This window comes from Pseudoalteromonas sp. M8 (genome assembly GCF_018141365.1).
Taxonomy (GTDB): domain Bacteria; phylum Pseudomonadota; class Gammaproteobacteria; order Enterobacterales; family Alteromonadaceae; genus Pseudoalteromonas.
The window spans coordinates 986,864-1,009,207 of the sequence record NZ_CP047240.1; the positions used below are offsets into that span (position 1 = coordinate 986,864).

The 22,344-nt window shown below is 46.0% G+C and carries 21 protein-coding genes; 20 read left to right on the forward strand and 1 reads right to left on the reverse strand.

The window, feature by feature from the left end:
* The first annotated feature begins 1 nt into the window (after position 1).
* The 8 genes from GSF13_RS09175 to GSF13_RS09210 all read left to right on the forward strand — a co-directional run bounded on the left by GSF13_RS09175 (position 2) and on the right by GSF13_RS09210 (position 11,329).
* Entirely contained in the window at positions 2-1,291 is a 1,290-nt protein-coding gene (locus GSF13_RS09175; protein WP_211867993.1) for an anticodon nuclease, read from the forward strand.
* Positions 1,288-4,401, forward strand: a complete 3,114-nt coding sequence (locus GSF13_RS09180; protein WP_211867995.1) for a type I restriction endonuclease subunit R — start codon at positions 1,288-1,290, stop codon at positions 4,399-4,401. Before GSF13_RS09175 ends, GSF13_RS09180 begins: the two co-directional genes overlap by 4 nt.
* Before the next feature lie 104 nt (positions 4,402-4,505).
* On the forward strand, positions 4,506-5,069 hold the full coding sequence (locus GSF13_RS09185) for a hypothetical protein (RefSeq protein WP_211867997.1): 564 nt from the start codon (positions 4,506-4,508) through the stop codon (positions 5,067-5,069).
* Positions 5,069-5,980, forward strand: coding sequence for a Kiwa anti-phage protein KwaB-like domain-containing protein (locus tag GSF13_RS09190; protein WP_211867998.1), 912 nt, complete (start codon positions 5,069-5,071; stop codon positions 5,978-5,980). The genes GSF13_RS09185 and GSF13_RS09190 overlap by 1 nt, the downstream gene beginning before the upstream one ends.
* A 138-nt stretch (positions 5,981-6,118) precedes the next feature.
* Positions 6,119-8,269, forward strand: coding sequence for a MobH family relaxase (gene mobH, locus GSF13_RS09195; RefSeq protein WP_211868014.1), 2,151 nt, complete (start codon positions 6,119-6,121; stop codon positions 8,267-8,269).
* A gap of 47 nt (positions 8,270-8,316) precedes the next feature.
* Positions 8,317-10,137 carry a conjugative transfer system coupling protein TraD gene (gene traD, locus GSF13_RS09200; protein ID WP_211868017.1) on the forward strand — a complete coding sequence of 607 codons (1,821 nt, stop codon included), beginning with the start codon at positions 8,317-8,319 and terminating at the stop codon, positions 10,135-10,137.
* Positions 10,138-10,146: 9 nt separating this feature from the next.
* Positions 10,147-10,707, forward strand: a complete 561-nt coding sequence (locus GSF13_RS09205; protein ID WP_211868019.1) for a conjugative transfer protein — start codon at positions 10,147-10,149, stop codon at positions 10,705-10,707.
* Positions 10,694-11,329, forward strand: coding sequence for a DUF4400 domain-containing protein (locus tag GSF13_RS09210; RefSeq protein WP_211868021.1), 636 nt, complete (start codon positions 10,694-10,696; stop codon positions 11,327-11,329). Before GSF13_RS09205 ends, GSF13_RS09210 begins: the two co-directional genes overlap by 14 nt.
* 26 nt (positions 11,330-11,355) lie before the next feature.
* On the opposite strand, the gene GSF13_RS09215 is transcribed toward GSF13_RS09210, so the two are convergent.
* Positions 11,356-11,943: a plasmid-related protein gene (locus GSF13_RS09215; RefSeq protein ID WP_211868023.1), complete on the reverse strand. Its 588-nt coding sequence runs from the start codon at positions 11,941-11,943 to the stop codon at positions 11,356-11,358.
* 287 nt (positions 11,944-12,230) lie between these two features.
* On the opposite strand from GSF13_RS09215, the gene traL reads away from it, so the two are divergent.
* From traL to GSF13_RS09275, 12 genes are all read left to right on the forward strand, one after another.
* The gene (gene traL, locus GSF13_RS09220; RefSeq protein WP_000433891.1) at positions 12,231-12,512 is read left to right on the forward strand and encodes a type IV conjugative transfer system protein TraL; all 282 of its coding nucleotides are present in this window, start codon (positions 12,231-12,233) and stop codon (positions 12,510-12,512) included.
* Positions 12,509-13,135: a TraE/TraK family type IV conjugative transfer system protein gene (locus tag GSF13_RS09225; protein WP_000667170.1), complete on the forward strand. Its 627-nt coding sequence runs from the start codon at positions 12,509-12,511 to the stop codon at positions 13,133-13,135. The genes traL and GSF13_RS09225 overlap by 4 nt, the downstream gene beginning before the upstream one ends.
* The gene (locus tag GSF13_RS09230) at positions 13,119-14,015 is read left to right on the forward strand and encodes a type-F conjugative transfer system secretin TraK (protein ID WP_175080744.1); all 897 of its coding nucleotides are present in this window, start codon (positions 13,119-13,121) and stop codon (positions 14,013-14,015) included. Before GSF13_RS09225 ends, GSF13_RS09230 begins: the two co-directional genes overlap by 17 nt.
* A 2-nt stretch (positions 14,016-14,017) precedes the next feature.
* A complete protein-coding gene (locus GSF13_RS09235) occupies positions 14,018-15,307 on the forward strand; it encodes a TraB/VirB10 family protein (protein ID WP_211868025.1) in 1,290 nt (429 codons plus the stop codon).
* A gap of 74 nt (positions 15,308-15,381) precedes the next feature.
* Entirely contained in the window at positions 15,382-15,954 is a 573-nt protein-coding gene (gene traV, locus GSF13_RS09240; RefSeq protein WP_001944091.1) for a type IV conjugative transfer system lipoprotein TraV, read from the forward strand.
* Positions 15,951-16,337, forward strand: coding sequence for a TraA family conjugative transfer protein (traA, locus tag GSF13_RS09245; RefSeq protein ID WP_004249359.1), 387 nt, complete (start codon positions 15,951-15,953; stop codon positions 16,335-16,337). Before traV ends, traA begins: the two co-directional genes overlap by 4 nt.
* 219 nt (positions 16,338-16,556) lie before the next feature.
* Positions 16,557-17,348, forward strand: coding sequence for a type IV toxin-antitoxin system AbiEi family antitoxin (locus GSF13_RS09250; RefSeq protein WP_002026815.1), 792 nt, complete (start codon positions 16,557-16,559; stop codon positions 17,346-17,348).
* Positions 17,341-18,279 (forward strand): nucleotidyl transferase AbiEii/AbiGii toxin family protein, encoded by a 939-nt coding sequence (locus GSF13_RS09255; RefSeq protein WP_211868028.1) that lies wholly within the window; start codon positions 17,341-17,343, stop codon positions 18,277-18,279. The genes GSF13_RS09250 and GSF13_RS09255 overlap by 8 nt, the downstream gene beginning before the upstream one ends.
* 131 nt (positions 18,280-18,410) lie before the next feature.
* Positions 18,411-19,103: a DsbC family protein gene (locus GSF13_RS09260; protein WP_001228924.1), complete on the forward strand. Its 693-nt coding sequence runs from the start codon at positions 18,411-18,413 to the stop codon at positions 19,101-19,103.
* Positions 19,103-21,502, forward strand: coding sequence for a type IV secretion system protein TraC (traC, locus tag GSF13_RS09265; protein ID WP_211868030.1), 2,400 nt, complete (start codon positions 19,103-19,105; stop codon positions 21,500-21,502). Before GSF13_RS09260 ends, traC begins: the two co-directional genes overlap by 1 nt.
* Positions 21,495-21,842 carry a plasmid-related protein gene (locus tag GSF13_RS09270; protein ID WP_211868032.1) on the forward strand — a complete coding sequence of 116 codons (348 nt, stop codon included), beginning with the start codon at positions 21,495-21,497 and terminating at the stop codon, positions 21,840-21,842. The genes traC and GSF13_RS09270 overlap by 8 nt, the downstream gene beginning before the upstream one ends.
* Positions 21,826-22,338, forward strand: a complete 513-nt coding sequence (locus tag GSF13_RS09275) for a S26 family signal peptidase (protein WP_211868034.1) — start codon at positions 21,826-21,828, stop codon at positions 22,336-22,338. Before GSF13_RS09270 ends, GSF13_RS09275 begins: the two co-directional genes overlap by 17 nt.
* Positions 22,339-22,344 lie beyond the last annotated feature (6 nt).

Below are 22,344 nucleotides of genomic sequence, written 5' to 3' on the forward strand. Positions count from 1 at the left end.
TATGGGTAAGGAACTAAAGGACATAGCTAGAGACTTAAAAAGCAAGAATAAAAAGGTACAGTTGATCTATGCCTTTAATGGCACAGGGAAAACTCGATTGTCACGAGCTTTTAAGGAGGAAATCGTTCCTTCTACACAGAACGATGATAGTGAAGGAGATGGAGAGAAAACTCGTGATAAGTTCTTGTACTACAACGCCTTTACGGAAGACCTGTTTTATTGGGATAACGATTTAAAAGTAGATTCAAGGCCAAAGTTAAAAATACAACCAAATACTTTTACGGGTTGGTTGATAGACTTGTTAAAAGAGTTGGGCGAAGACGGCAACATCGCTACAAACTTTCAACGTTATACGGGTAGCAAAGCTACCCCAATATTTAATGAAAAATATAAAGCTAAAATTGATGAAAAGGAAGTAACGATACCTGCGTTTTCTGAGGTCATTTTTCAAGTAGCCGCAAATGAACCTGTCAACTATGAGCTAGATACTGCCGCGACTGATGCTGTCGAAAATGTCGTTCAGGGTAAATACGAAGTAATAAAAATTTCAAAAGGTGAGGAAAGTAACTTTGTATGGAGTGTTATGTACACTCTTTTACAACAAGTTGTTTCCACCCTTAATGAGGTAGATGCTACTAATAGAATTACTGATAAGTTTGATGCTTTAGAATACGTATTTATTGATGATCCAGTGAGTTCATTGGATGATAGTCATTTAATTGAATTAGCGGTTGATTTAGCAGGTTTGATCAAGTCTAGTTCGTCAGACTTAAAATTTATCATAACAACGCATAGTCCCCTTTTTTATAATGTGCTCTGCAATGAGCTCAATAATAAGGCTTATCAAAAGCAGGCCGATGGTACTTTCAAACCAATCTATAAGCCAAATAAGGAATTCCAAAAATACCGATTAGAAAAGCTGGCTGATGGTGATTTTGAACTACCTGAACAACCGACAGACTCGCCGTTTTCTTATCACTTATTCCTTCTAAATGAGCTTCAGAAAGCCATTAATGATAGACAAGTCAGAAAGTATCATTTTAGTCTTCTGAGAAATGTTCTTGAGAAAATGGCCACTTTCCTAGGTTACAACTATTGGCCTGCACTTCTTCAAAAATCTCAAGACGGAAAGCCAGATCCATTCGCCAATAGAATCCTTAATTTATCCAGCCACTCTGCTCATGCTGGCGACGAGATCTCGGATCTAGAAGATAAAGACAAGGATAAATTAGAAGCCCTGGTTGGTTACTTAATAAACACTTATGGATTCAAGAAGCAGGAATTACAATGACCAACTATAAAAGTATTGCAGAATCGAATAACTTTATTGTTTTAGATAAATATACACGACAAGACCAAATTGCTGAGGGCTATCAAAGCGAAGGTGATTTAGAGCGTGAACTGATTCAGGACCTAAGCAACCAGGGCTATGAGTATTTACCTGCGCTAACGACACCCGATGCCATGCTGGCGAATGTGCGCAAGCAGCTACGAGCCCTTAATAAGGTCGAGTTTACCGATGCCGAGTGGGCTCGCTTTTGCGAGCAATACCTGAACACACCAAGCGACAATATTCTTGATAAAACCCGTAAGGTGCACAGCGACTATATCTTTGATTTTGTCTTTGATGATGGCCATATAGAAAATATCTACCTATTCGACAAAAAGACCATTGCTCGTAACAAAGTGCAGGTCATTAAGCAGTTTGAGCAAACGGGAAGCCATGCCAACCGTTACGATGTGACGATTTTGGTCAATGGTTTGCCTTTGGTGCAAATCGAACTGAAAAAGCGTGGTGTGGCGATCCGTGAGGCGTTTAACCAAATACATAGGTACAGCAAAGAAAGCTTTAATGCTGAGAACTCGTTGTACAAGTTCTTGCAGCTGTTTGTGATCTCGAATGGCACCGACACGCGTTATTTTGCCAATACCACCAAGCGCGACAAAAACAGCTTCGATTTTACGATGAACTGGGCGAAATCAGACAATACGCTGATCAAGGATTTAAAAGACTTTACAGCGACTTTTTTCCAGAAAGAGACGTTGCTTGAAGTGATCTTGCGTTACTCGGTGTTTGATGTCAGCAATACCTTGCTAGTGATGCGCCCCTACCAGATTGCCGCTACAGAGCGCATATTATGGAAGATTAAGAGCGCATTTAACGCTAAAAATTGGAGCAACACCGAGAGCGGCGGGTACATTTGGCACACTACCGGTTCAGGCAAAACACTAACCAGCTTTAAAGCGGCACGTTTGGCCACCGATTTAGACTGTATCGATAAAGTCTTTTTTGTGGTGGACAGAAAAGACCTTGACTATCAGACGATGAAAGAGTATCAGCGCTTCTCGCCTGATAGTGTGAACGGTTCAGACAGTACCGCAGGGCTTAAGAGTAACCTGGACAAAGACGATAACAAGATTGTCGTCACCACAATCCAAAAGCTCAATAACTTAATCAAAAGTGAAAGCGATTTAGGTATCTACAACAAGCAAGTTGTCTTTATTTTTGATGAGTGTCATCGAAGCCAGTTCGGTGAAGCGCAGAAAAACCTGAAGAAGAAATTCAAAAAGTACTACCAGTTTGGCTTTACCGGTACGCCAATTTTCCCTGAAAACGCCTTGGGTGCTGAAACCACGGGCAGCGTGTTTGGCCAGCAGTTGCACACTTATGTGATCACTGACGCCATTCGTGATGAAAAAGTACTCAAGTTCAAAGTGGACTATAACGATGTTCGTCCGCAGTTTAAGAGCATTGAGACTGAACAGGATGAAAAGAAGCTTAGTGCCGCTGAGAATAAGAAAGCCTTCTTACATCCAATGCGCATTCGTGAAATTTCGCAGTATATTCTGAGCCATTTTAACCAGAAAACGCATCGAGCCTATTCTGGCGCCAAAGGGTTTAATGCCATGTTTGCGGTAAGTAGTGTTGATGCGGCGAAAGCGTACTATGAAACCTTCAAGACATTGCAGGCCGAGGCTGAGAATGGACCCACGAGTAAACCTCTACGCATTGCGACTATCTTCTCATTTGCTGCCAATGAAGAGCAGGACGCCATTGGTGATATTTTAGATGAGAGCTTTGAAGTTAGCGCGATGAACAGCAGCGCGAAAGAGTTTTTGAGCGCCGCGATCACTGATTACAATGCCATGTTTAAATCTAACTATGGCGTGGACAGTAATGGCTTTCAGAACTACTACCGTGACCTTGCCCAGCGCGTGAAGAATCAAGAAATAGATTTGCTCATAGTGGTCGGTATGTTTTTAACGGGCTTTGATGCGCCTACGCTTAACACCTTGTTTGTTGATAAGAATTTGCGCTATCACGGCTTGATGCAGGCATTTTCTCGCACTAATCGCATTTATGATGCGACGAAGACCTTTGGCAATATTGTTACCTTCCGTGATTTGGAACAGGCAACCATTGATGCCATCACCTTGTTTGGTGACAAAAACACCAAAAACGTGGTGTTGGAGAAGAGCTACAAAGAATACATGGAAGGTTTTAACGATATTGCTACTGGGCAGGCGCGTCGAGGTTTTGTTGATATCGTAAAAGAGCTGCAAGAACGCTTTCCAAACCCAGAAAATATTGAAAAAGAACAAGATAAAAAGGAATTTGCCAAGCTATTTGGTGAATACCTCAAAGCAGAAAATATTTTACAAAACTACGATGAATTTGCTGGCTTGAAAGCACTGCAAAGCCTAGATATCAGTGATGAACAAGCTGTTGAAGAGTTCAAGTCAAAGTACTATCTGGACGATGCTGACATCGAGGCAATGCAAACCATCGATATGCCGAGCGAACGTGCTATTCAAGATTATCGCTCTACCTACAACGATACCCGCGATTGGTTACGCCGCGACAAAGAAGGCCAGGACAAAGATAAGTCAACGGTAGACTGGGACGATGTGGTCTTTGAAATTGATTTGCTTAAATCGCAAGAAATCAACCTCGATTACATTCTGGAACTGATTTTTGATCACAATAAGAAGAGCAAGAGCAAAGAAGGCTTGATTGAAGAAGTCCGCCGTATGATTCGTGGTAGCCTTGGTAATAGAGCGAAAGAGAGCTTAGTGGTTGATTTTATTAACCAGACAAACCTAGATGAGATCAATGACAAAGCCAGCATTATCGACGCTTTCTTCAAATTCGCCCAGGCGGAGCAGAAGCGCGAAGCCGATGCCATTATTGCCTCTGAAAAGCTCAATATCGATGCTGCCAAACGTTATATTGCATCATCACTCAAACGTGAGTACGCCTCTGAAAATGGCACTGCTCTTAATGAGGCGCTGCCCAAACTTAGCCCATTGAACCCACAGTACCGAACCCAGAAGCAAACGGTTTTTCAGAAAATTGCCGTTTTTGTTGAAAAATTCAAAGGTGTGGGTGGGCAGATATAAAAAATGACGATCTATTTAAGTGCCGCTCGCTTGCTCGATGGTATAGATTTTACAGAATCTATTCTTTTGGTGAGTAGCATTTATTTAGGTTTAAGGGTGGTTTTATGACAGGAAATAATGAAGGTTTGTCGCTAGCTAGACTACTAATGGTCTTGAGCAGTATGTCCCCACTATTCATTCTTTGGGCAATTAAGGGGTGGGGAATAAAAGGTATTTCGGAAGTATATTTTCTTTCTTTCTGCCTTTTTTTTATTACGGTGCCAAATTTATTCTTGTGGTTCCGCGTAATATTAGTAAAAAAAAGAAAAGATCGGCGAGAAGTGAGCGCTGGCGATTGTGAGGATCACAGAGATCATCTACTTGTTTACCTTTTTGCTATGTTACTTCCTTTCTATAGTGTCAATATCGATAGTATTAGAGACTTAGCGGGTCATGTGGCGGCAATAACGTTCATTGTATTTCTGTTTTGGCATCTGAATATGCATTATATGAACATTTTTTGGGCCATGAAGGGGTTCAGGGTATATACGTTGAAACCTGATGCAGCAAATAACTCTATTAGTGGCAGAATTCCTGTCGTATTAATCACAAAGCGCTCTCATATTGTCAAAGGAGAGAAAATTTCAGCTTACAGGCTTAGCCAAACGGTATTTTTAGAGGATGAATAATGCCTATTAACTTTGATTTTGAAAATGTAAATATAACTGAGTTTGGTCTTGGTCTGGATAGTCCCAATCGAGGTTTTGTGTTTGTTCCTGTTGATGAAGTCGTACAGAAGTCATTAGTTGAAATGGTTAGTTTTACAAAGACACAGATGCAGGATAAGGCGAGCAGTATGGCTACGTATCAGCCATCAGAAAAATATTCTTCTATTGAATATCTTACCTTTTCAATCAATGACCCATTGGTACAAGAGCTTAAAACTCTTCATGAGTCCGAAAATGTACCAGAAGATTGCAGTGCTTTTGACAATATCAATCAATGTTTCGCGTACTTTGTAAAGCTCACTGATAACAACCAACAGAGAATAACAGCTGTACGTCGTTCAACTCAGTTTAAAACTTTAATAAAGAAAAGGCATAGGCTGGTTCAGTATGTTGATAATACTTTAAAGTCGTTAGAGGAAACTGTTTTCAAATTGGATAATGACTTCGATTTTATTATTCAGAATGATTTAATTCATATTCTCCGCCCTAGTGGCCTAGAGTTTACAGCTCAACTTCAGAAGGCAATTATGGATGCAGTTCCAGCCAACATTGCGAGTATTGCGAGTGAAATTGATTTCGTTAACTTTGATAGTATATCTCAGTACGCTCAAAACCACCCGAGAGCTGCAAGATATATTGCTTCCATTAAATCTCAATCAGAAGCAATAAACATTAGTCAAGATAAGCTAGAACGTTACTGCGAAAAAACTAATGTTGTCACAAATATAGTTGATGGGAAGATTAATTTAGACAGCTCGCAGATTATGGGATTTTTGGAAGTCCTAGACAGGCGTCGATACGAAATAGATCTAAAAGACGATGGAGAGTCGGAAGTTTATAGAGCGCCGAGCAGAAGCCGAGTAACTAGTTAGTTTACAAAGTCTGCGGCATTTGTAATCAATTAGCAATGCTATTCAAAATATCTGTGTGTCAATAGATCTGGATTTCTTTTATCTAATTCACCGCCGGTGATTTTATGAACCTTCACACTATCGTGTCGGAGGTTCACTATGTTCAAAAACCTATTTTTTCAAACCAAAGCACTACCAGAGCTGTCATCGCAACTGGATGCGGAAATTCCACGCTATCCGCCATTCCTGAAGGGGTTGCCAGCTGCGTCACCTGAAGATTTGCAGTCCACACAAGACGAGTTAATTGCCAAACTGCGCCAGGTACTTGGCTTTAATCAGCGTGAGTTTCAAAGGCTTATTCAGCCCTGCATTGATCATCTGGCTGCTTATGTTCATTTGTTGCCAGCTTCTGAGCATCATCATCACAGTGGTGCTGGTGGTTTATTACGTCATTCGTTGGAAGTTGCTTTCTGGGCGGCACAAGCAGCTGAAGGGATCATCTTTGTTGCCAGTGGCACACCGGTTGAGAAAAAAGAGCTAGAGCCAAGGTGGCGTGTTGCGGCGGCATTAGGCGGTTTGTTCCATGATATTGGTAAGCCCGTTTCAGACTTGTCCATCACTGACGAAGATGGACGCTATCAGTGGAACCCTTTTTTAGAAACATTATCTCAGTGGACGACAAATAACAGCATTGAACGCTATTTCATTCGCTGGCGCGACGGACGGTGCAAACGGCACGAGCAATTCTCAATTCTGGTGTTAAACCGAGTGATGACACCTGAGTTGCTCGCCTGGTTAACCCAGCCAGGCCCTGAGATTTTGCAAGCCATGCTGGAAGCAATTGGCAATACTGATCCCGAGCATGTCCTGTCTAAATTGGTTATTGAAGCTGACCAAACCAGTGTCCAGCGAGACCTGAAAGCTCAACGCATTTCCGTTGACGACAATGCCCTTGGTGTCCCAGTCGAACGCTATCTACTTGATGCCATGAGGCGATTACTTGCCGGTTCGCAGTGGCTGGTCAATCAGCGAGACGCCAGAGTCTGGTTACGAAAATCGAATCAATCAACCCATCTTTACCTGGTTTGGAAAAGCGCGGCTAAAGACATCATTGAGCTGTTGGCCAAAGACAAGATACCTGGCATCCCAAGAGATCCCGATACCCTTGCGGACATCCTCATTGAGCGAGGACTAGCCACTAAATCCGCCTCAAATGAGCGATACGAAAGCCTTGCCCCTGAAGTGCTGCTAAAAGACGGCAAGCCAATCTGGCTACCCATGCTGCATATATCTGAGGCCGATTTATTGTTCAGCTCGAATGTACCAAGTGGTGTGACTCTGTTTAACAAATCTGATTGGGAAGCAACACAGAAAACACAAGAAGAGCCACAGAGTCGCTCCAGTGAGCATTCAGACTTGCCTGAAGGGTCATCATCAATTGAACACGGCAATTCGTCTGAGTCACCATCGACAAACTCGTCCGAACAAGATGATGAACTTCGTCATGCCAGTGATGTTAATAACCCCCAGGCAAATGAAAATGCTCCAGGTGATGGATGTGAAAAGCCTAACAATTCATATGATGGCGCTATCTCAAATAACGTAAACCAGCACGATGCAGAAGCATTGAATCTGCCTGAATCTTTGGCGTGGCTCCCAGAGGCCAGCAGTGCGTTGGTTATGGTTGGTGAACAGATATTGATCCGCTATCCCGATGCCGTAAGGCCTTGGTGTGCTCCCCGAAAACTGCTTGCTGAACTCAGTCAATTAGATTGGCTTGAACTAGATCCCGCAAACCCGACACGTAAGGCCAGAACTATTACTACGAATGATGGCGTTCAGGAGCAAGGGTTGCTGCTGAAAGTATCGATTTCTAAAGGGCTTACTGCACTGATTGACCTTCCCAAACAAGACGCAGAATCAGCGGCAGCAATTCAGAACGAAGAGGCTTCACAGCGTCCGAGTCGAACTAAGATAACCAATGCCCAAGCAAAAGAGCCCGCCACAAGAGCGGAGCGTAATCAAAAGCCGATTGCGCCCAATGCGCAGTCAAGTACTGACCCCAAACACGCGCAGCGGCAAAAGATGGTTAATTTTGTGAAAGATTTGCCCATCTTACTGACCGATGGCAATTACCCAGACGTGGATCATAGTGCCGATGGTATTCGCGTCACGATTCAAACCTTACGCCAAGTCGCCAATGAGCATGGTATTCCAGCCGGGCAATTGCTTCGGGGGATCTCGGCCAGTGACCAATGCCAGTTTGATGAGGGGGAAACGGTTTTGTTTACCGCTCACGCTAAACGTTAATCCTTTTGAAATTAAGCGATTGCAAACGGTTATCTTGCGGAGCATGAATGAAAGAAAACGCATATGAGATGCCCTGGCGCACGAACTATGAAGCCATGGCAGCAGCAGGTTGGCTGGTTGGTGCCACTGGGGCAATTGCCGCAGAAATGCTGACTGAGCTACCACCTGCGCCATTTTGGTGGATGACAGGGATTTCCTCGGGCATGGCGTTGTACCGCCTGCCTGAGGCTTACCGTCTTCATAAGTTACAGAAGGGACTAAAAGGCAAACCATTGGCTTTTATGGAGCTGTCGCATTTACAAAAGGTGATGGCAAAACATCCTGATGAATTGTGGTTAGGGTATGGCTTTGAGTGGGACCAACGTCATGCTCAACGCGCTTATGAAATCCTAAAGCGGGATAAGCAAACCTTGCTTAACCAAGGTCACGGCAAGCAAATGGGCTCGACTTGGATTCATGGTGTCGAGCCCAAAGAAGAAGATGTGTACCAGCCAGTTGGTCACACTGAGGGGCATACCTTAATTGTCGGCACGACCGGTGCCGGAAAAACCCGATGCTTTGATGCGATGATCACTCAGGCCATTTTACGCAATGAAGCCGTGATTATTATTGACCCTAAGGGAGACAAGGAACTTAAGGATAATGCACAGCGAGCCTGTATTGCCGCCGGTAGTCCTGAGCGCTTTGTGTATTTTCATCCGGGGTTTCCAGAGCATTCGGTGCGGCTTAATCCCCTTAGAAACTTTAACCGAGGCACTGAAATTGCCAGCCGAATTGCGGCATTAATCCCATCTGAAACCGGTGCTGATCCATTTAAAGCCTTTGGTCAAATGGCACTGAATAACATAGTGCAAGGTCTGTTGCTTACGTCACAACGTCCTGATCTGAAAACACTGAGACGATTCTTGGAAGGTGGCCCAGAAGGCTTGGTAGTAAAAGCCGTCACGGCTTGGGGTGAGCAGGTGTATCCGAACTTTAGTGTTGAGATCAAGCGCTTTACCGAAAAGGCCAATACCTTAGCTAAACAAGCTATGGCGATGCTGCTTTTTTACTACGAACGCATTCAGCCCGTTGCCGCCAATACCGATTTAGAGGGGCTATTGAGTATGTTTGAGCATGACAGAACCCACTATTCCAAGATGGTGGCCTCATTGATGCCGGTACTCAATATGCTCACATCAAGTGAACTAGGCCCATTGTTATCACCGATTGCAAACGATGTGGATGACAGCCGGTTAATTACGGATTCTGGCCGTATTATCAACAATGCCCAAGTGGCCTATATCGGCTTGGATTCATTAACCGACGCCATGGTTGGTAGCGCCATTGGTTCGTTGCTTTTATCCGATCTCACCGCCGTGGCCGGTGACCGCTATAACTATGGTGTTGAAAATCGCCCCGTAAATATCTTCATCGATGAGGCGGCTGAAGTCGTAAACGATCCCTTCATTCAACTGCTCAACAAAGGCCGTGGCGCAAAAATGCGTTGTGTGATTGCTACTCAGACCTTTGCTGACTTTGCAGCTCGTACAGGCAGTGAAGCTAAGGCTCGCCAGGTGTTAGGTAACATCAACAACTTGATAGCCCTTCGGGTGATGGATGCCGAAACTCAGCAGTACATTACCGACAATCTGCCTAAGACTCGGTTGCAGTACATCATGCAAACTCAAGGTATGTCGTCCAACTCGGACAGCCCAGCACTGTTTACCGGCAATCATGGCGAACGCTTGATGGAGGAAGAAGGCGATATGTTTCCACCGCAGTTATTAGGCCAGCTCCCCAACCTAGAGTACATCGCCAAGCTTTCAGGTGGCCGCGTGATCAAAGGCCGCATTCCTATTTTAACCAGCTCTACACAGGCAGCATAAGGAGTCTGTATGCATCATTCTGTCTGTCTGAAAATGACAACACTTACCAGTAAAGAAATGCTCGCTCAGTGGCAGCAACATAACCCCCAGTTCAAGGAAACCTTAAGACTGCTTGAAACCGACTGGCCCCATGCTTTGGCCTCGGTGTATTGCTTGGCGGACTACTTAACGGATGCGTTCACGTTAGATGGCCATTCCATCTTTGATTTGTGTTTGTGTAATGGCTTGGGTAGTTATGAAGAAGTCAGTTGTGATGATGACAGTGTACGCCTGTGGCATTTCATTGAGGCGCTGACCTGGACTGCCGCCAGTGCTTTAACGGGAATTCGCCTGCGTGATCCTGACCATTTCGAGTGGGCCGCCGTGGATGGTGTGTATTTCTACTCCTGGATTCGTAATCGTCCAAATCGGATGGCGTATTTGGCTGAAGGACGCATCGATGTGCGTTATGTCAGTGGCCATACATCGACAAAGCGGCTTCAACAAGTGATTAAAGCCCGGATTATGACGCCAACCGTTGCAGCCATGCTGGCGCGAGTAGAAGAGGATGTTTGGCATGAGCAAGCATAAGTCGGTTTGGCTGCTGTGTCTGGCACTGATGCTGGAGATTATTGCCATTGGCGTGTTAGTGCCCGGTGATTGGACTGGCCGGGTCATTAGTAAAGAGAAGCAGATGATCCAAAATCAATTGGGCGTTCAAACAAGCTATTGGATTGGTCAAACAAGCCATCGCTGGTATCAATCATGGATTGTGGATACGCAGATGGAGCAATCTGTGCGTGATTTTTTAATCCCCACAGAAGAACAACGGCTTCGTTCTAAAGGGATGGAGAACATGGGAGGCTTTTGGTTTGTCTGGGTAGAAGACCGTATTCAAGCATTTTTTGATGTGTTGTACCAAGTGTTCACTCGATTTGCTTTGCTGATGGTCTGGTTGCCCTTTGCGCTTATTCTCATGTTACCGGCGCTGTGGGACGGCTTGATGACCTGGAAGATTAAGAAAACAACCTTTGATTTTTCGAGCCCTATCATTCACCGCTACAGCATGATTATCCTGGGCTCAGGCGTCATTTTGCTGTTTATGGGATTGTTTGCCCCGCTGGCCATTCCTCCAGTGGTGTTACCGTCGCTGATCATCGGTTTGGCATTGATGGCGGGGTTGGCGTTAAGTCACTTGCAGAAGAAGATATGAGGCCAGTTAGGCCTCATCTTGTAGAGCTAAAACCTTACGCCTACGGTATTGCCGTTCTCGTCTTCAGCTGGCAAATGATAAGTATCAATAAGGTGACCTTGAAGCCAAATATATTGCGGCATCCAAAACGAGTACTGTCGTATAAGAGCCAATACTTCTTTCAGCGGTTTGTTTGCGTAAGGTTCGGCAAGACGGAAGTACATGAATGAGCAATAATCTCGAAAGTACTCCTGAAGCTCTGAATCCGATAGTGTTTCTTTTAGCGGCCTGTTTTGTTCGTCGTCCTCGTCAGGGGAATTGACATAAATTTCAAATAGCTGCTTTTCAGTGAGCATCTCCAAGAAATGGTCTTCAATTAAGATCCCATCACTGGTATCGACATCCATACCATCTTTGACATCAAAAGCCATGATACATCCTGAAGATAATGCCACTTCTGATGGTTTCAGTGCGTCATTAGCTTGTACAACCTGATGCCAATGATTAAAACCAGCAGATACTGCAATTTCATCGAGTGCTTGAGTGTGTGTAATGGATTTTTCACGTTTAAGCTTTCGTGCTTTTTGCTTTAAACGTTCAACCGTGTCAGAGGAAATGATTTTAATAATTTGCATTGAGTTTCTCCTATTAGCGAATACGGTGCCCACTGCCGAGGTCGCAGAAAAAACCTAAGCAAAAATAAATTTGATATGCATGTCGTCCCGTCCGGGTTTGCTAAAGTGGGCAGCTGGTCTCGACACGACCAATATCCCCATCATATCAACCGCATCAAAAAGATCAATTGTTAGTATTGTCTGAGTAGAACCCTCAAAACCTTCAAGAATTCGGCATCTAGCTGACCACTGAACCTGCCAATCCCAAGGCATCCTTCACTTCTCAATTCAAACAACGAGGAGTGACTATGGAACCTGTGAGTATTCCGTCCTATATCGATGACCCGCCGCACTTCCTGCTTTGGAGTGCCGACGAGATGGCTCCCATTCTGTTGGGGCTAGTGATCGGCATTTTTACCGGTAATGCCTTGGTTTTATGCCTGTTGGGGTTGGTGACAACCAAGCTCTATCGGCGTTTTCGTGATGGTCGCCCGGATGGTTTTATTCTTCACGCCATCTACTGGGCCGGACTGTTGCCAACCAAAGCCAAGACGATCCCTAACCCATTTATCAGGAGCTATCTGCCGTGAAGTTCGACGTGTTTTTAAAATCATGGCAAGGCACGCAATTAGAGAACCGATGGCAACGGTTTCTGATTGCGGTGCTGGTGCTATCTAACTTGCTGCTTGCGGTAGCGGCATTTTCTCGCAATACCGTGGTAGCCATTCAACCGCCAACCTTGTCTGAAACGGCTGAAGTGTCACGAAACCAAGCCACTCAACCTTACCTTGAATCCTGGGGACTCTACCTGGCAGAGCTTATGGGTAACGTGACGCCGGGCAATGTGTCCTTTATCCGGGTTGCTATCGAGCCGCTGCTTTCTCCAGCGGTGTACCAGCAAGTGGTCGATGCACTGGAAATTCAGGCAAGACAAATCCGGGAAGACCGAGTCACGCTCAAATTCCAACCCAGACAAGTGGAGTATGAGTATGAAACCGGCCATGTCTTTGTGACCGGTTATTCCTTGGTCTCTGGACCATCTGGAGATGAACAGCGCCAAACTCGCACCTATGAGTTTGACATCGATATTGAGCAATACCGTCCAAAACTTAGCTGGATGGATACGTATGAGGGGCAAGCTAGAACGAAGCGCGTTCGTGAAAAGTTGACCCAAGAGCAAAACCGGAGGGTGAATGATGCGAACCAAAATTAGTCGATGGATGACACCAAGTTTAATCGCAATCAGCTTGAGTGGCGTTCTGTTATCACAAGCGTCGTATGCAGACGTGGAATTGCCGATTGTGCCAGCTAGTGTGATGAAGCAGTCTGCTACTGCAAATCCACCGGTTCAAAGCAATTCGGTTGCAGCGGATACGCCAACAACGCTACTGATGACACCGGGGGTTAATGAACTGATCCCTGTAGCACTTGGTCATCTGAATCGAATTGTGACGCCGTTTGAATCGCCTCAGGTGAGAACAACCAGTGATGCTCAGACGCAAATCAAGGGGAATGTTGTATATGTAGCCACGGACAAAGAATCACCGGTTTCACTTTACATCACTCCGCCTGGTCAGGAAGCGCCCGCATTATCTGTCACCTTAGTGCCTCGTCGTATTCCACCGCGTGAAATTACCTTAGCTATTGATGGTCAGCAGTGGCCTATTAAGGGCGTCGTGAACCGCAAAGCCGCCACTTGGGAAACAGCTCAGCCATACGTTGATAACCTACGAGACTTACTCAGACGCCTTGCATTAAATGAGTTGCCACAAGGCTATGACATCCGTTTGGCTGTCCAAACTGACATAAGCCCTAAATGTTTTCAGCCAGGCTTAAAGTTTGGTTTTAAGCAGGGGCAAATTGTGACGGGACATTACTTCACCGTCTATGTAGGACTGGTTGAAAGCTTTGCCGATGAGCCGATAGAAGCCAGTGAAATAGCCTGTCATGCACCAGATATAGTGGCAAGCGCTTACTGGCCTCGCAATATCTTGTTACCGGGTGAAAAGACTGAGTTGTATGTGGTTGTTCGCAATCATCGTGAAGAAGCGGTAGAAAGTCAGCGACCTTCGCTTCTTGTGGGAGGTGAATAACGATGAAAGCACAATGGGAACAAATGAGCCCGAACATGAAGCGGGGCCTATCGGTTGCCGGTATTGCTGGTGGTCTCATCCTGATGGTGATGGTGTTTTCACCTAATCCTGACGATGGCTCAAGCAGTCGGAACCGACAGGAAACGATCCGGCACATTCTTACGGATACCAATACTCGTGATGTTGGGGTCGATAGTTTGGCTGCGAACGTAAAACTACTCAGTGAGCGCAATGAACAGTTACGTCGTGAAGTTGAGCGCTTGCGTCGTGACGTCGATTCAGGACGGCTAAGCCCAGGTTCGCCTTCTATACCCAGTGAGGTCAATGCGGAGTTGGCTCGGCTTAGAGCGGAACTTGATGATGTTCGCGCTGGGGGAGATTCAGTAGTTGAAGGCACAAATAGCCGTTTTGAAGTGTCTTTATCTGCCATGGAATTGCCTAATGAAGAAAGGCCACTGCCGTCTAACCCAGACGACTATTTTGCCAATGCGCCGCTGCCTGATCCGCTCTATCAGCAGCCAGCCAATGGCCAAGGTACACGAGCTCGGGATGTTCCATTGCCGCCAATCACGATTCGTATGATTGAACCTGAAGTGGTTGCTGAACCAGAGGTTGTTGTGCAAGAAGCGCCGCCTTTGTACCTACCGGCAGGCAGCATCATCTCAGGTACTTTGATCACGGGTTTGGATGCACCTACTCACGAGTCCGCAAGACGCGAACCTTTTCCTGCATTGCTGAGAATTCAAAAGGAAGCCATTTTACCCAACCGATTTAGAGCGGATATCAAAGAGTGTTTCTTGATCGCCGCAGGTTACGGTGATTTGAGCTCTGAGCGTGCTTATTTGCGAGGCGAGACCATTTCATGTGTGAGAGAAGATGGTGGCGTCATTGAAACGCGACTGGATTCTTATGCTGTGGGTGAAGACGGCAAAGCCGGTATTCGTGGCCGATTAGTGTCGAAACAAGGCCAGCTGGTGGCCAAATCAATGATGGCCGGATTCCTTCAGGGGTTGGCTGGTGCATTTGATGTAAATCCTGTTCCGACGATTCAGACGGGTAATGCCGGTGATACTCAGCTGTACCAACAAGTCATGAGCCAAGAAGCATTACAAGGCGCTGCGATTAAAGGCACCGGTAAAGCATTGGATAGAGTGGCCAAGTTCTATTTGGACATGGCTGAAAATATGTTCCCAGTCATAGAAGTAGACGCTGCGAGGAAAATTGAAGTCATAGTCACTCGTGGTGCCTCGTTGTCGTTGGCTACTTCGCAAGGGGGAGGTGCAAGAAGATGAAAAAATCCTGCATGTTGCTAACCGATCGAAGTCCGTTTCAGACAATAAGATGTGTATCCAGAGGAGAGTTAACCATGACGACATCAATGCAGAACAACCCAAAGCACCAGTCAAAACAGTGGTCTAAAGCTGGATTACTTTTATTGGCAGTCGGCTCAACCTTATTGTCTGGCTGTAGTTCATTGGGTCTTGGGAGTAGTGAATATGGATGCCCAGGTATGCCTGACGGTGTGCGCTGTTTATCCGCGCGTGAAGTCTATGAGCTTACCAGTAATGGCGCTGCACCCAAGACGATTGATGCTGTGGCGACTCGAATTGGTTCTCCCTCTGGGTATTCACAATCTGATTTAGAAACAGGACTGTTGAGCCATCCAGCATTACCTGAGACGCAGCAATCTGCACCTATTCGCATTCCTTCAAGGGTGATGCGAATTTGGATTGCGCCTTGGGAGGATGACCGTGGAGATCTGAATTTATCCAGCTACGTGTTTACCGAAATTGAACCGCGCCGGTGGGATATTGGGGTGTCCGCACCTCGAACGGTTTCGCCAGTGCTACGTCCACTTCAGACTCAAAGCGATTCAGCCTCAGCGGGAGCTGATGGTAAGCGCGATAACTTGAGTATCTACGGAGAAACTAACGAATGACAAATGCAGTTCGCAGCATTCAGACTCAGCGCCTAATGACCATTGGTGCGCTTGGTTTGATGGCGTTAATGATTTCGGAGCCCTCATTTGCGGGCACCGGTGGTGATGCTTTCACTGATGTGTGGGATACCCTAAAAGATTGGACCCAAGGTACTTTGGGACGGATCGTAGCGGGAGCCATGGTTCTGGTGGGTATTGTGGGCGGTATCGCTCGCCAAAGCTTGATGGCTTTTGCCTTGGGCATTGGTGGCGGTATGGGTCTCTACAACACACCAACAGTCGTTGAAAGTGTTATGTCTGCAACCTTACCTGTTGTTGCCAGCACTCAAGAAGTCATTGGCACAACAGTTCCAGCAATCAGCGCCGTTTTACTGGGCACCTGAATGTGAACCACAGTAGGCAGTTCACTTAAGGTAATCAAACTAGGTCTACACAACATCGGGTTATTGGTGATGTTGTGTAGACCTTTTCATTTCAACAACGCCGCATTAGCGGGCTTGGTTTACAGTATTTGGTATATTAATACCTAAAGTGTTAAAATCACTGTCACAATAAACTATATGGTTTATACTGTTCTTGATATTCATACTTTGGGTGTTAAAATGTCATCTAAGATAAACTGGCTTGTTGCTCATACTTCTCCTGGTGCGCTAGTACTTCAGCAATGGCTGACTGAAAACGGTGTGAGCTATTCCTTGGCTCAAAAGTACGCGCAGAACGGTTGGCTAAAGAAGCTATGTTCTGGCGTGTATTATCGTCCAGATGCGCAGGGCGATATAAAGCCAACTTGGGTTGATGCCATTCAAGCATTAGATGTGCAATTGGGCGTTTCAGTTCATTTGGCTGGATTGAGCAGCTTAACTCACCAAGGACTGAGTCACTATTTACAGCTGAACAAAGAGCAAGTTTGGATTTGCGTTAAAAATAAGTCGTCCTTACCAAAATGGTTTCGTGAATTCCCTTATCAGAATTGGTTTTACTGTGGAAATCATAAGCTTGAAGTGAATCCCGAGAAAGATTTGAAAAGGATCACGGTTAAAGAGAAAGAACTCACTGTCAGCTGTGCAGAACTTGCTGCCTATGAAGTGGTAGACGCTATTGGGAAGCTGATTTCATTTGAGCATGTCGCAGAATTATTTCAGGGTTTAGTCAATCTTAGCCCTAGAAAAGTACAAGATATTCTTGAGCGAAGCAGCTCTGTTCAGGCAAACCGAATATTTCTATTTCTGGGTCGATACTACGATCACCAGTGGGTCAATCGCATAGATGAAACAAGAATTAAATTGGGTGCAGGAAAGCGGCAGGTTGTCGAAAAAGGACGTTTTGATGAGCGATATCAAATCACAGTGCCAGAGATATTAAGCGTCAAAAAAGGTGAACAACATAATGGATAAAGATAGCCCATATTACAAACAGGTTTCCTTGCTCATAAGAATGCTTCCTGTGGTAGCAACAGAGACGGTTTTTGCACTTAAAGGTGGCACCGCTATTAATTTATTTGTGAGAGATTTTCCTCGGCTATCTGTAGATATTGATCTTGCTTATCTTCCACTTGAACCAAGAGATGAGGCTTTGATTAATGTCAGGGCTGCATTGCAGCGCATTACAGACAGAATCAATACTCAACCAGATATCAGAGCGGCATTTCAGGATAATAAAGCTGATGAACTGAGAATCGTTGTATCAAGTCCGGTTGCGACGATCAAAATTGAAGTGTCGCCCGTCGCCAGAGGTACACTGCATAGTGCAGAAATAATGCCAGTTCAAGAGTCTGTTGAAGACGAGTTTGGTTATGCTGAGATTCAGGTAGTCAGTCTTCCCGATCTGTATGGTGGGAAATTGTGTGCTGCAATGGATCGCCAACATCCTCGCGACTTATTTGATGTGCGTATGTTACTTGGCAGTGAAGGGATTTCGAGAGAGATTTTGGTGGGTTTTTTAACCTATACATTAAGTCACCCTCGGCCTATTAATGAAGTCATGTCGCCAAACTGGCAGCCTCTGAATGAGAAATTTCAGGCAGAATTTGACGGAATGACTTTTGAAAAAGTTGAATGCGAAGACTTAGCCTCTGTTAGGCCCATGATGTTAATTGAACTGCAAAAACATTTCACAGAAAGAGATCATGCTTTCCTTATGTCATTCAAAAGAGGGCAACCTGACTGGGCTTTGTTTGACTATCCTAATGCAGCGGACTTGCCAGCGATTCGTTGGAAGTTGCAGAACATTAACAAATTGGCAAAGAATCAAACAAAACATCAAGAGCAATTAGATAAATTGAAGCAAGTGCTTGATGATTGGCTTGTTAACGCAAACGCCGAGTAATTCGTTTATAACAAACCTCAACGAGCTATAAGCCCCCTAGTTAGATTGCGATTTCTTCAATCTATCTAACCGAGTCCACATAGGACAACTGCATAGACTGGAGCCTCGATTTACATTAACGAGGACTCCTCATGCGAAAACTATCTCCAATCATTCTGGCGCTTGCGCTGTCTCCTTTGGTTCAAGCTGAACCTGTGTCTGAAGTGTCGCCCGTTGGCAAAATTGACGGCATGGTTTCTTTACCTGTCACGGGTATGAAAGCGGTCGAAAGCAATGGCCGCATTGTTTTCATGTCAGACAGTGGCCGGTTCGTCATTGATGGCACGCTCTATGATGCCTGGTCCAAAAAGCCGCTTACCAGCCTTGAAGAAATTCGTGAAGCGGGGAACACGCTGGACTTAAGTCGTCTTGGCTTAAAAATGGATGATTTGAACCCACTGACGCTGGGCGAAGGCAAAAAGAAAGTGGTGGTCTTTGTTGACCCCCGGTGCCCGCATTGCCATGAGCTTTTGAAACAAGCCTTACCGTTAACCAAAGAATACACCTTCCAAATACTCCCTGTACCAGTGCTTGGTCCTGATTCAGAGCGTCAGGTTCGCCAGCTTGGCTGTGCGCGTGACAAGAAAGCGGCCACCGATGCATTGCTCAATGGCCGGATTGGTAACCTAGAACAGGATGATGCCTGCAACTTAGAGCCAATGCAGCGTACCTTGGTGACGGCTCAAATCCTGGGCATTCAAGGTGTGCCTTTCATCGTCGCCAATGATGGTCGCATCAGTCGAGGCCGTCCTTATGATCTTTCTGCTTGGTTGGAGGGGCGTTAATGAAAGCCTCTCTGTATTCAGGGCAACGCGCTTCAGAGCTCTTGCCAGTATTGGCCTATTCAGACGATGAGCAACTGTTTTTCATGGAAGACCAGAGTGTTGGCTTTGGTTTTCTATGTGACCCATTGCCGGGTGGTGATGAGTCTGTTGCAGACAGGGTTAATGTTCTTCTCAACAACGACTGGCCAAAAGACACTTTGCTGCAATTTGGCCTGTACGCCTCGCCTGATATTCAAACCGACCTTCAGCGCATGATGGGCTTACGGCATCGTCAATCCGATCCATTACTCAGGGCGTCGATACGCAAACGTGCGGATTTTCTCGATGGGGGCACGGTTCAACCGATAGAAGAATCGACCCAGACTCAGGTTCGCAACTTTCAACTGATCGTCACCTGCAAATTGCCTTTGGAAAGTCCTATACCGACGGAGCGTGAGTTGAGTCGAGCATCCGCGCTTCGGGCTTCTTTCTCGCAAGCGCTGGCAACGGTTGGTTTTCGCGTCACTGAGATGACTGACCGAAACTGGCTCGCGGCAATAAGTGCTCAGCTTAACTGGGGAAAAGATGCTTCCTGGCGCAATCCATCACCAATCCGCAGTGAGGCAGATAAACCACTTCGGGAGCAAGTGTTGGATTATGACCGAGCTATCAAGGTGGATAGCCAAGGTCTGATGCTGGGCGATTACCGAGTTAAAACCTTATCGTTTAAACGCTTGCCTGAGCGGATCTGGTTTGGTCATGCCGCAAGTTTTGCGGGCGATATGATGACGGGCAGTCGCGGTTTACGCGGCAGCTTTTTGCTAAATGTCACCATTCACTTTCCCTCAGCTGAGGCGATGCGATCTCGTTTAGAGACGAAGCGTCAGTGGGCGGTCAATCAGGCCTATGGCCCGATGCTCAAGTTTGTGCCGGTGCTTGCAGCCAAGAAAAAGGGATTTGATGTTCTTTTTGAAGCTTTGCAAGAAGGTGATCGTCCTATTCGGGCCAATATGACTTTGACGCTGTTTTCACCAACGGAAGAAGCGTCCATCAGCTCTGTTTCAAATGCTCGAACTTATTTCAAAGAACTCGGATTTGAGCTGATGGAAGACAAGTACTTCTGTTTACCCATTTTCCTGAATGCCTTGCCATTTGGTGCTGACCGCCAAGCGATGAACGACTTGTTTCGATTCAAGACCATGGCGACACGGCATGTGATCCCTCTGTTGCCTTTGTTTGCGGATTGGAAAGGCACTGGCACGCCGGTGATTAACTTTGTTTCCCGTAATGGCCAGATCATGAGTGTGTCCCTTTATGACTCGGGCAGTAATTACAATTGTTGCATCGCGGCGCAATCGGGATCGGGTAAGTCATTCCTGGTGAACGAAATCATCTCCTCCTACTTATCTGAAGGCGGGCAATGCTGGGTGATTGATGTTGGCCGCTCTTATGAAAAGCTGTGTGAAGTCTATGACGGTGAGTTCTTACAGTTCGGGCGAGACAGTGGCATTTGCTTAAATCCGTTTGAAATCGTTGAGGACTATGACGAAGAAGCGGATGTGTTGGTTGGGTTATTGGCCGCAATGGCCGCACCTACGCAGTCATTAACCGATTTTCAGATGGCCAACCTAAAGCGTCAGACCCGTGAACTGTGGGAGAAAAAAGGTCGTGCCATGTTGGTTGATGATGTGGCAGAGGCTTTGAAAAATCACGATGACCGTCGTGTGCAAGACGTGGGTGAGCAGCTCTATCCGTTTACGACACAGGGCGAATATGGCCGCTTCTTTAATGGCCACAACAATATTCGCTTCAAAAACCGTTTCACCGTTCTGGAGTTAGAAGAACTCAAGGGGCGTAAGCACCTGCAACAAGTGGTGTTGCTTCAGCTTATCTACCAAATCCAACAAGAGATGTACTTAGGTGAGCGGGATCGTCGCAAGATTGTGTTTATCGACGAAGCGTGGGATCTGCTGACTCAAGGTGATGTCGGTAAGTTTATCGAGACGGGTTACCGTCGATTTCGAAAATATGGCGGCAGTGCTGTAACGGTAACGCAGTCGGTCAACGATTTGTATGACAGCCCTACAGGTAAAGCCATCGCTGAAAACTCGGCCAATATGTACCTGCTTGGCCAAAAAGCTGAAACCATCAACGCACTCAAAAAAGAAGGTCGCTTGCCACTAGGTGAAGGCGGCTACGAATACCTGAAAACCGTTCATACCGTCACGGGTGTCTATTCCGAAATTTTCTTTATTACCGAAATGGGCACCGGGATTGGCCGCCTTATCGTCGATCCGTTTCACAAGCTGTTGTACTCGTCCCGTGCAGAAGATGTAAACGCGATTAAGCAGTTAACGCGCAAAGGCCTTTCTGTTGCTGATGCCATCTCTCAGTTGTTGAAGGAGCGAGGCTATGAATAAGACCACGCTTTGGCCATTTATGGCCTCTATTACTTTGTCTATTGCTGGTAGCGGTTTAATGACCAGCTGGCTTTTAATGAAAACACTCGAACCCATCCACAGCCAGTTGGCGTTAAGTACGCCCATTGCAGTCGTGGATTTTGGGGAGGCGGTGTTGTCACTGGGCCCCAATGCCAGCGAACAAGACATCGAATCCAGGTTGCTTCAGACCAATCAGCAAATTGAAAAGTTAAAAGCAGCCGGTTTCATCGTGCTGGATGCCCAAGCGGTGGTGGGTGCTGATGATTCCGTATTTGTGCCAGTAGGCTCAAAGGAGGTGTCTCATGAAGATACTCCGTAAAAGAATGCCTTGGCGGCCATATCTCATCCGGTTGACTGTTCTTGCGTTAATCATGGCCTTGGTAGGCACCTACGCCATGATGCGCTACCGAATAGGTATTGATACCCAGCAAGAGCGCTGCCTGCCTGATACCACGGTGTATCTGATTGACCTATGGAATAAAGAGCCCGTTAAGGATGGTTTGTATGCCTTCCACTCAAAAGGACTCGCTCCGTTATATAAAGACGGTACTCGTATGCTGAAACGCCTAACAGGGATGCCTGGGGATGAAGTCAAGGTGACGCCTGAGCATGTGCTGGTGAACGGTGCTGAAGTCTCTACCGGCATGGCATTAGCCCAGCGTCTTGGTGTGGCGGAAACAGAATTTAGCCGCTCATTGACGCTGCAAGAAAACGAATATTGGTTTTCCGGTGAGGCTGCAACGAGTTTTGACTCCCGCTATTGGAATGCCGTTAAGCGCGAGCAGATTGTTGGTCGCGCTTGGCCGCTTTGGTAGGAGGTG

Coding starts and splice junctions, on each gene's coding strand:
- GSF13_RS09175 (WP_211867993.1), top strand. CDS start 2: ATGGGTAAGGAACTAAAGGACATAGCTAGAGACTTAAAAAGCAAGAAT.
- GSF13_RS09180 (WP_211867995.1), top strand. CDS start 1,288: ATGACCAACTATAAAAGTATTGCAGAATCGAATAACTTTATTGTTTTA.
- GSF13_RS09185 (WP_211867997.1), top strand. CDS start 4,506: ATGACAGGAAATAATGAAGGTTTGTCGCTAGCTAGACTACTAATGGTC.
- GSF13_RS09190 (WP_211867998.1), top strand. CDS start 5,069: ATGCCTATTAACTTTGATTTTGAAAATGTAAATATAACTGAGTTTGGT.
- mobH (WP_211868014.1), top strand. CDS start 6,119: ATGTTCAAAAACCTATTTTTTCAAACCAAAGCACTACCAGAGCTGTCA.
- traD (WP_211868017.1), top strand. CDS start 8,317: ATGAAAGAAAACGCATATGAGATGCCCTGGCGCACGAACTATGAAGCC.
- GSF13_RS09205 (WP_211868019.1), top strand. CDS start 10,147: ATGCATCATTCTGTCTGTCTGAAAATGACAACACTTACCAGTAAAGAA.
- GSF13_RS09210 (WP_211868021.1), top strand. CDS start 10,694: ATGAGCAAGCATAAGTCGGTTTGGCTGCTGTGTCTGGCACTGATGCTG.
- GSF13_RS09215 (WP_211868023.1), bottom strand. CDS start 11,943: ATGCAAATTATTAAAATCATTTCCTCTGACACGGTTGAACGTTTAAAG.
- traL (WP_000433891.1), top strand. CDS start 12,231: ATGGAACCTGTGAGTATTCCGTCCTATATCGATGACCCGCCGCACTTC.
- GSF13_RS09230 (WP_175080744.1), top strand. CDS start 13,119: ATGCGAACCAAAATTAGTCGATGGATGACACCAAGTTTAATCGCAATC.
- GSF13_RS09235 (WP_211868025.1), top strand. CDS start 14,018: ATGAAAGCACAATGGGAACAAATGAGCCCGAACATGAAGCGGGGCCTA.
- traV (WP_001944091.1), top strand. CDS start 15,382: ATGACGACATCAATGCAGAACAACCCAAAGCACCAGTCAAAACAGTGG.
- traA (WP_004249359.1), top strand. CDS start 15,951: ATGACAAATGCAGTTCGCAGCATTCAGACTCAGCGCCTAATGACCATT.
- GSF13_RS09250 (WP_002026815.1), top strand. CDS start 16,557: ATGTCATCTAAGATAAACTGGCTTGTTGCTCATACTTCTCCTGGTGCG.
- GSF13_RS09255 (WP_211868028.1), top strand. CDS start 17,341: ATGGATAAAGATAGCCCATATTACAAACAGGTTTCCTTGCTCATAAGA.
- GSF13_RS09260 (WP_001228924.1), top strand. CDS start 18,411: ATGCGAAAACTATCTCCAATCATTCTGGCGCTTGCGCTGTCTCCTTTG.
- traC (WP_211868030.1), top strand. CDS start 19,103: ATGAAAGCCTCTCTGTATTCAGGGCAACGCGCTTCAGAGCTCTTGCCA.
- GSF13_RS09270 (WP_211868032.1), top strand. CDS start 21,495: ATGAATAAGACCACGCTTTGGCCATTTATGGCCTCTATTACTTTGTCT.
- GSF13_RS09275 (WP_211868034.1), top strand. CDS start 21,826: ATGAAGATACTCCGTAAAAGAATGCCTTGGCGGCCATATCTCATCCGG.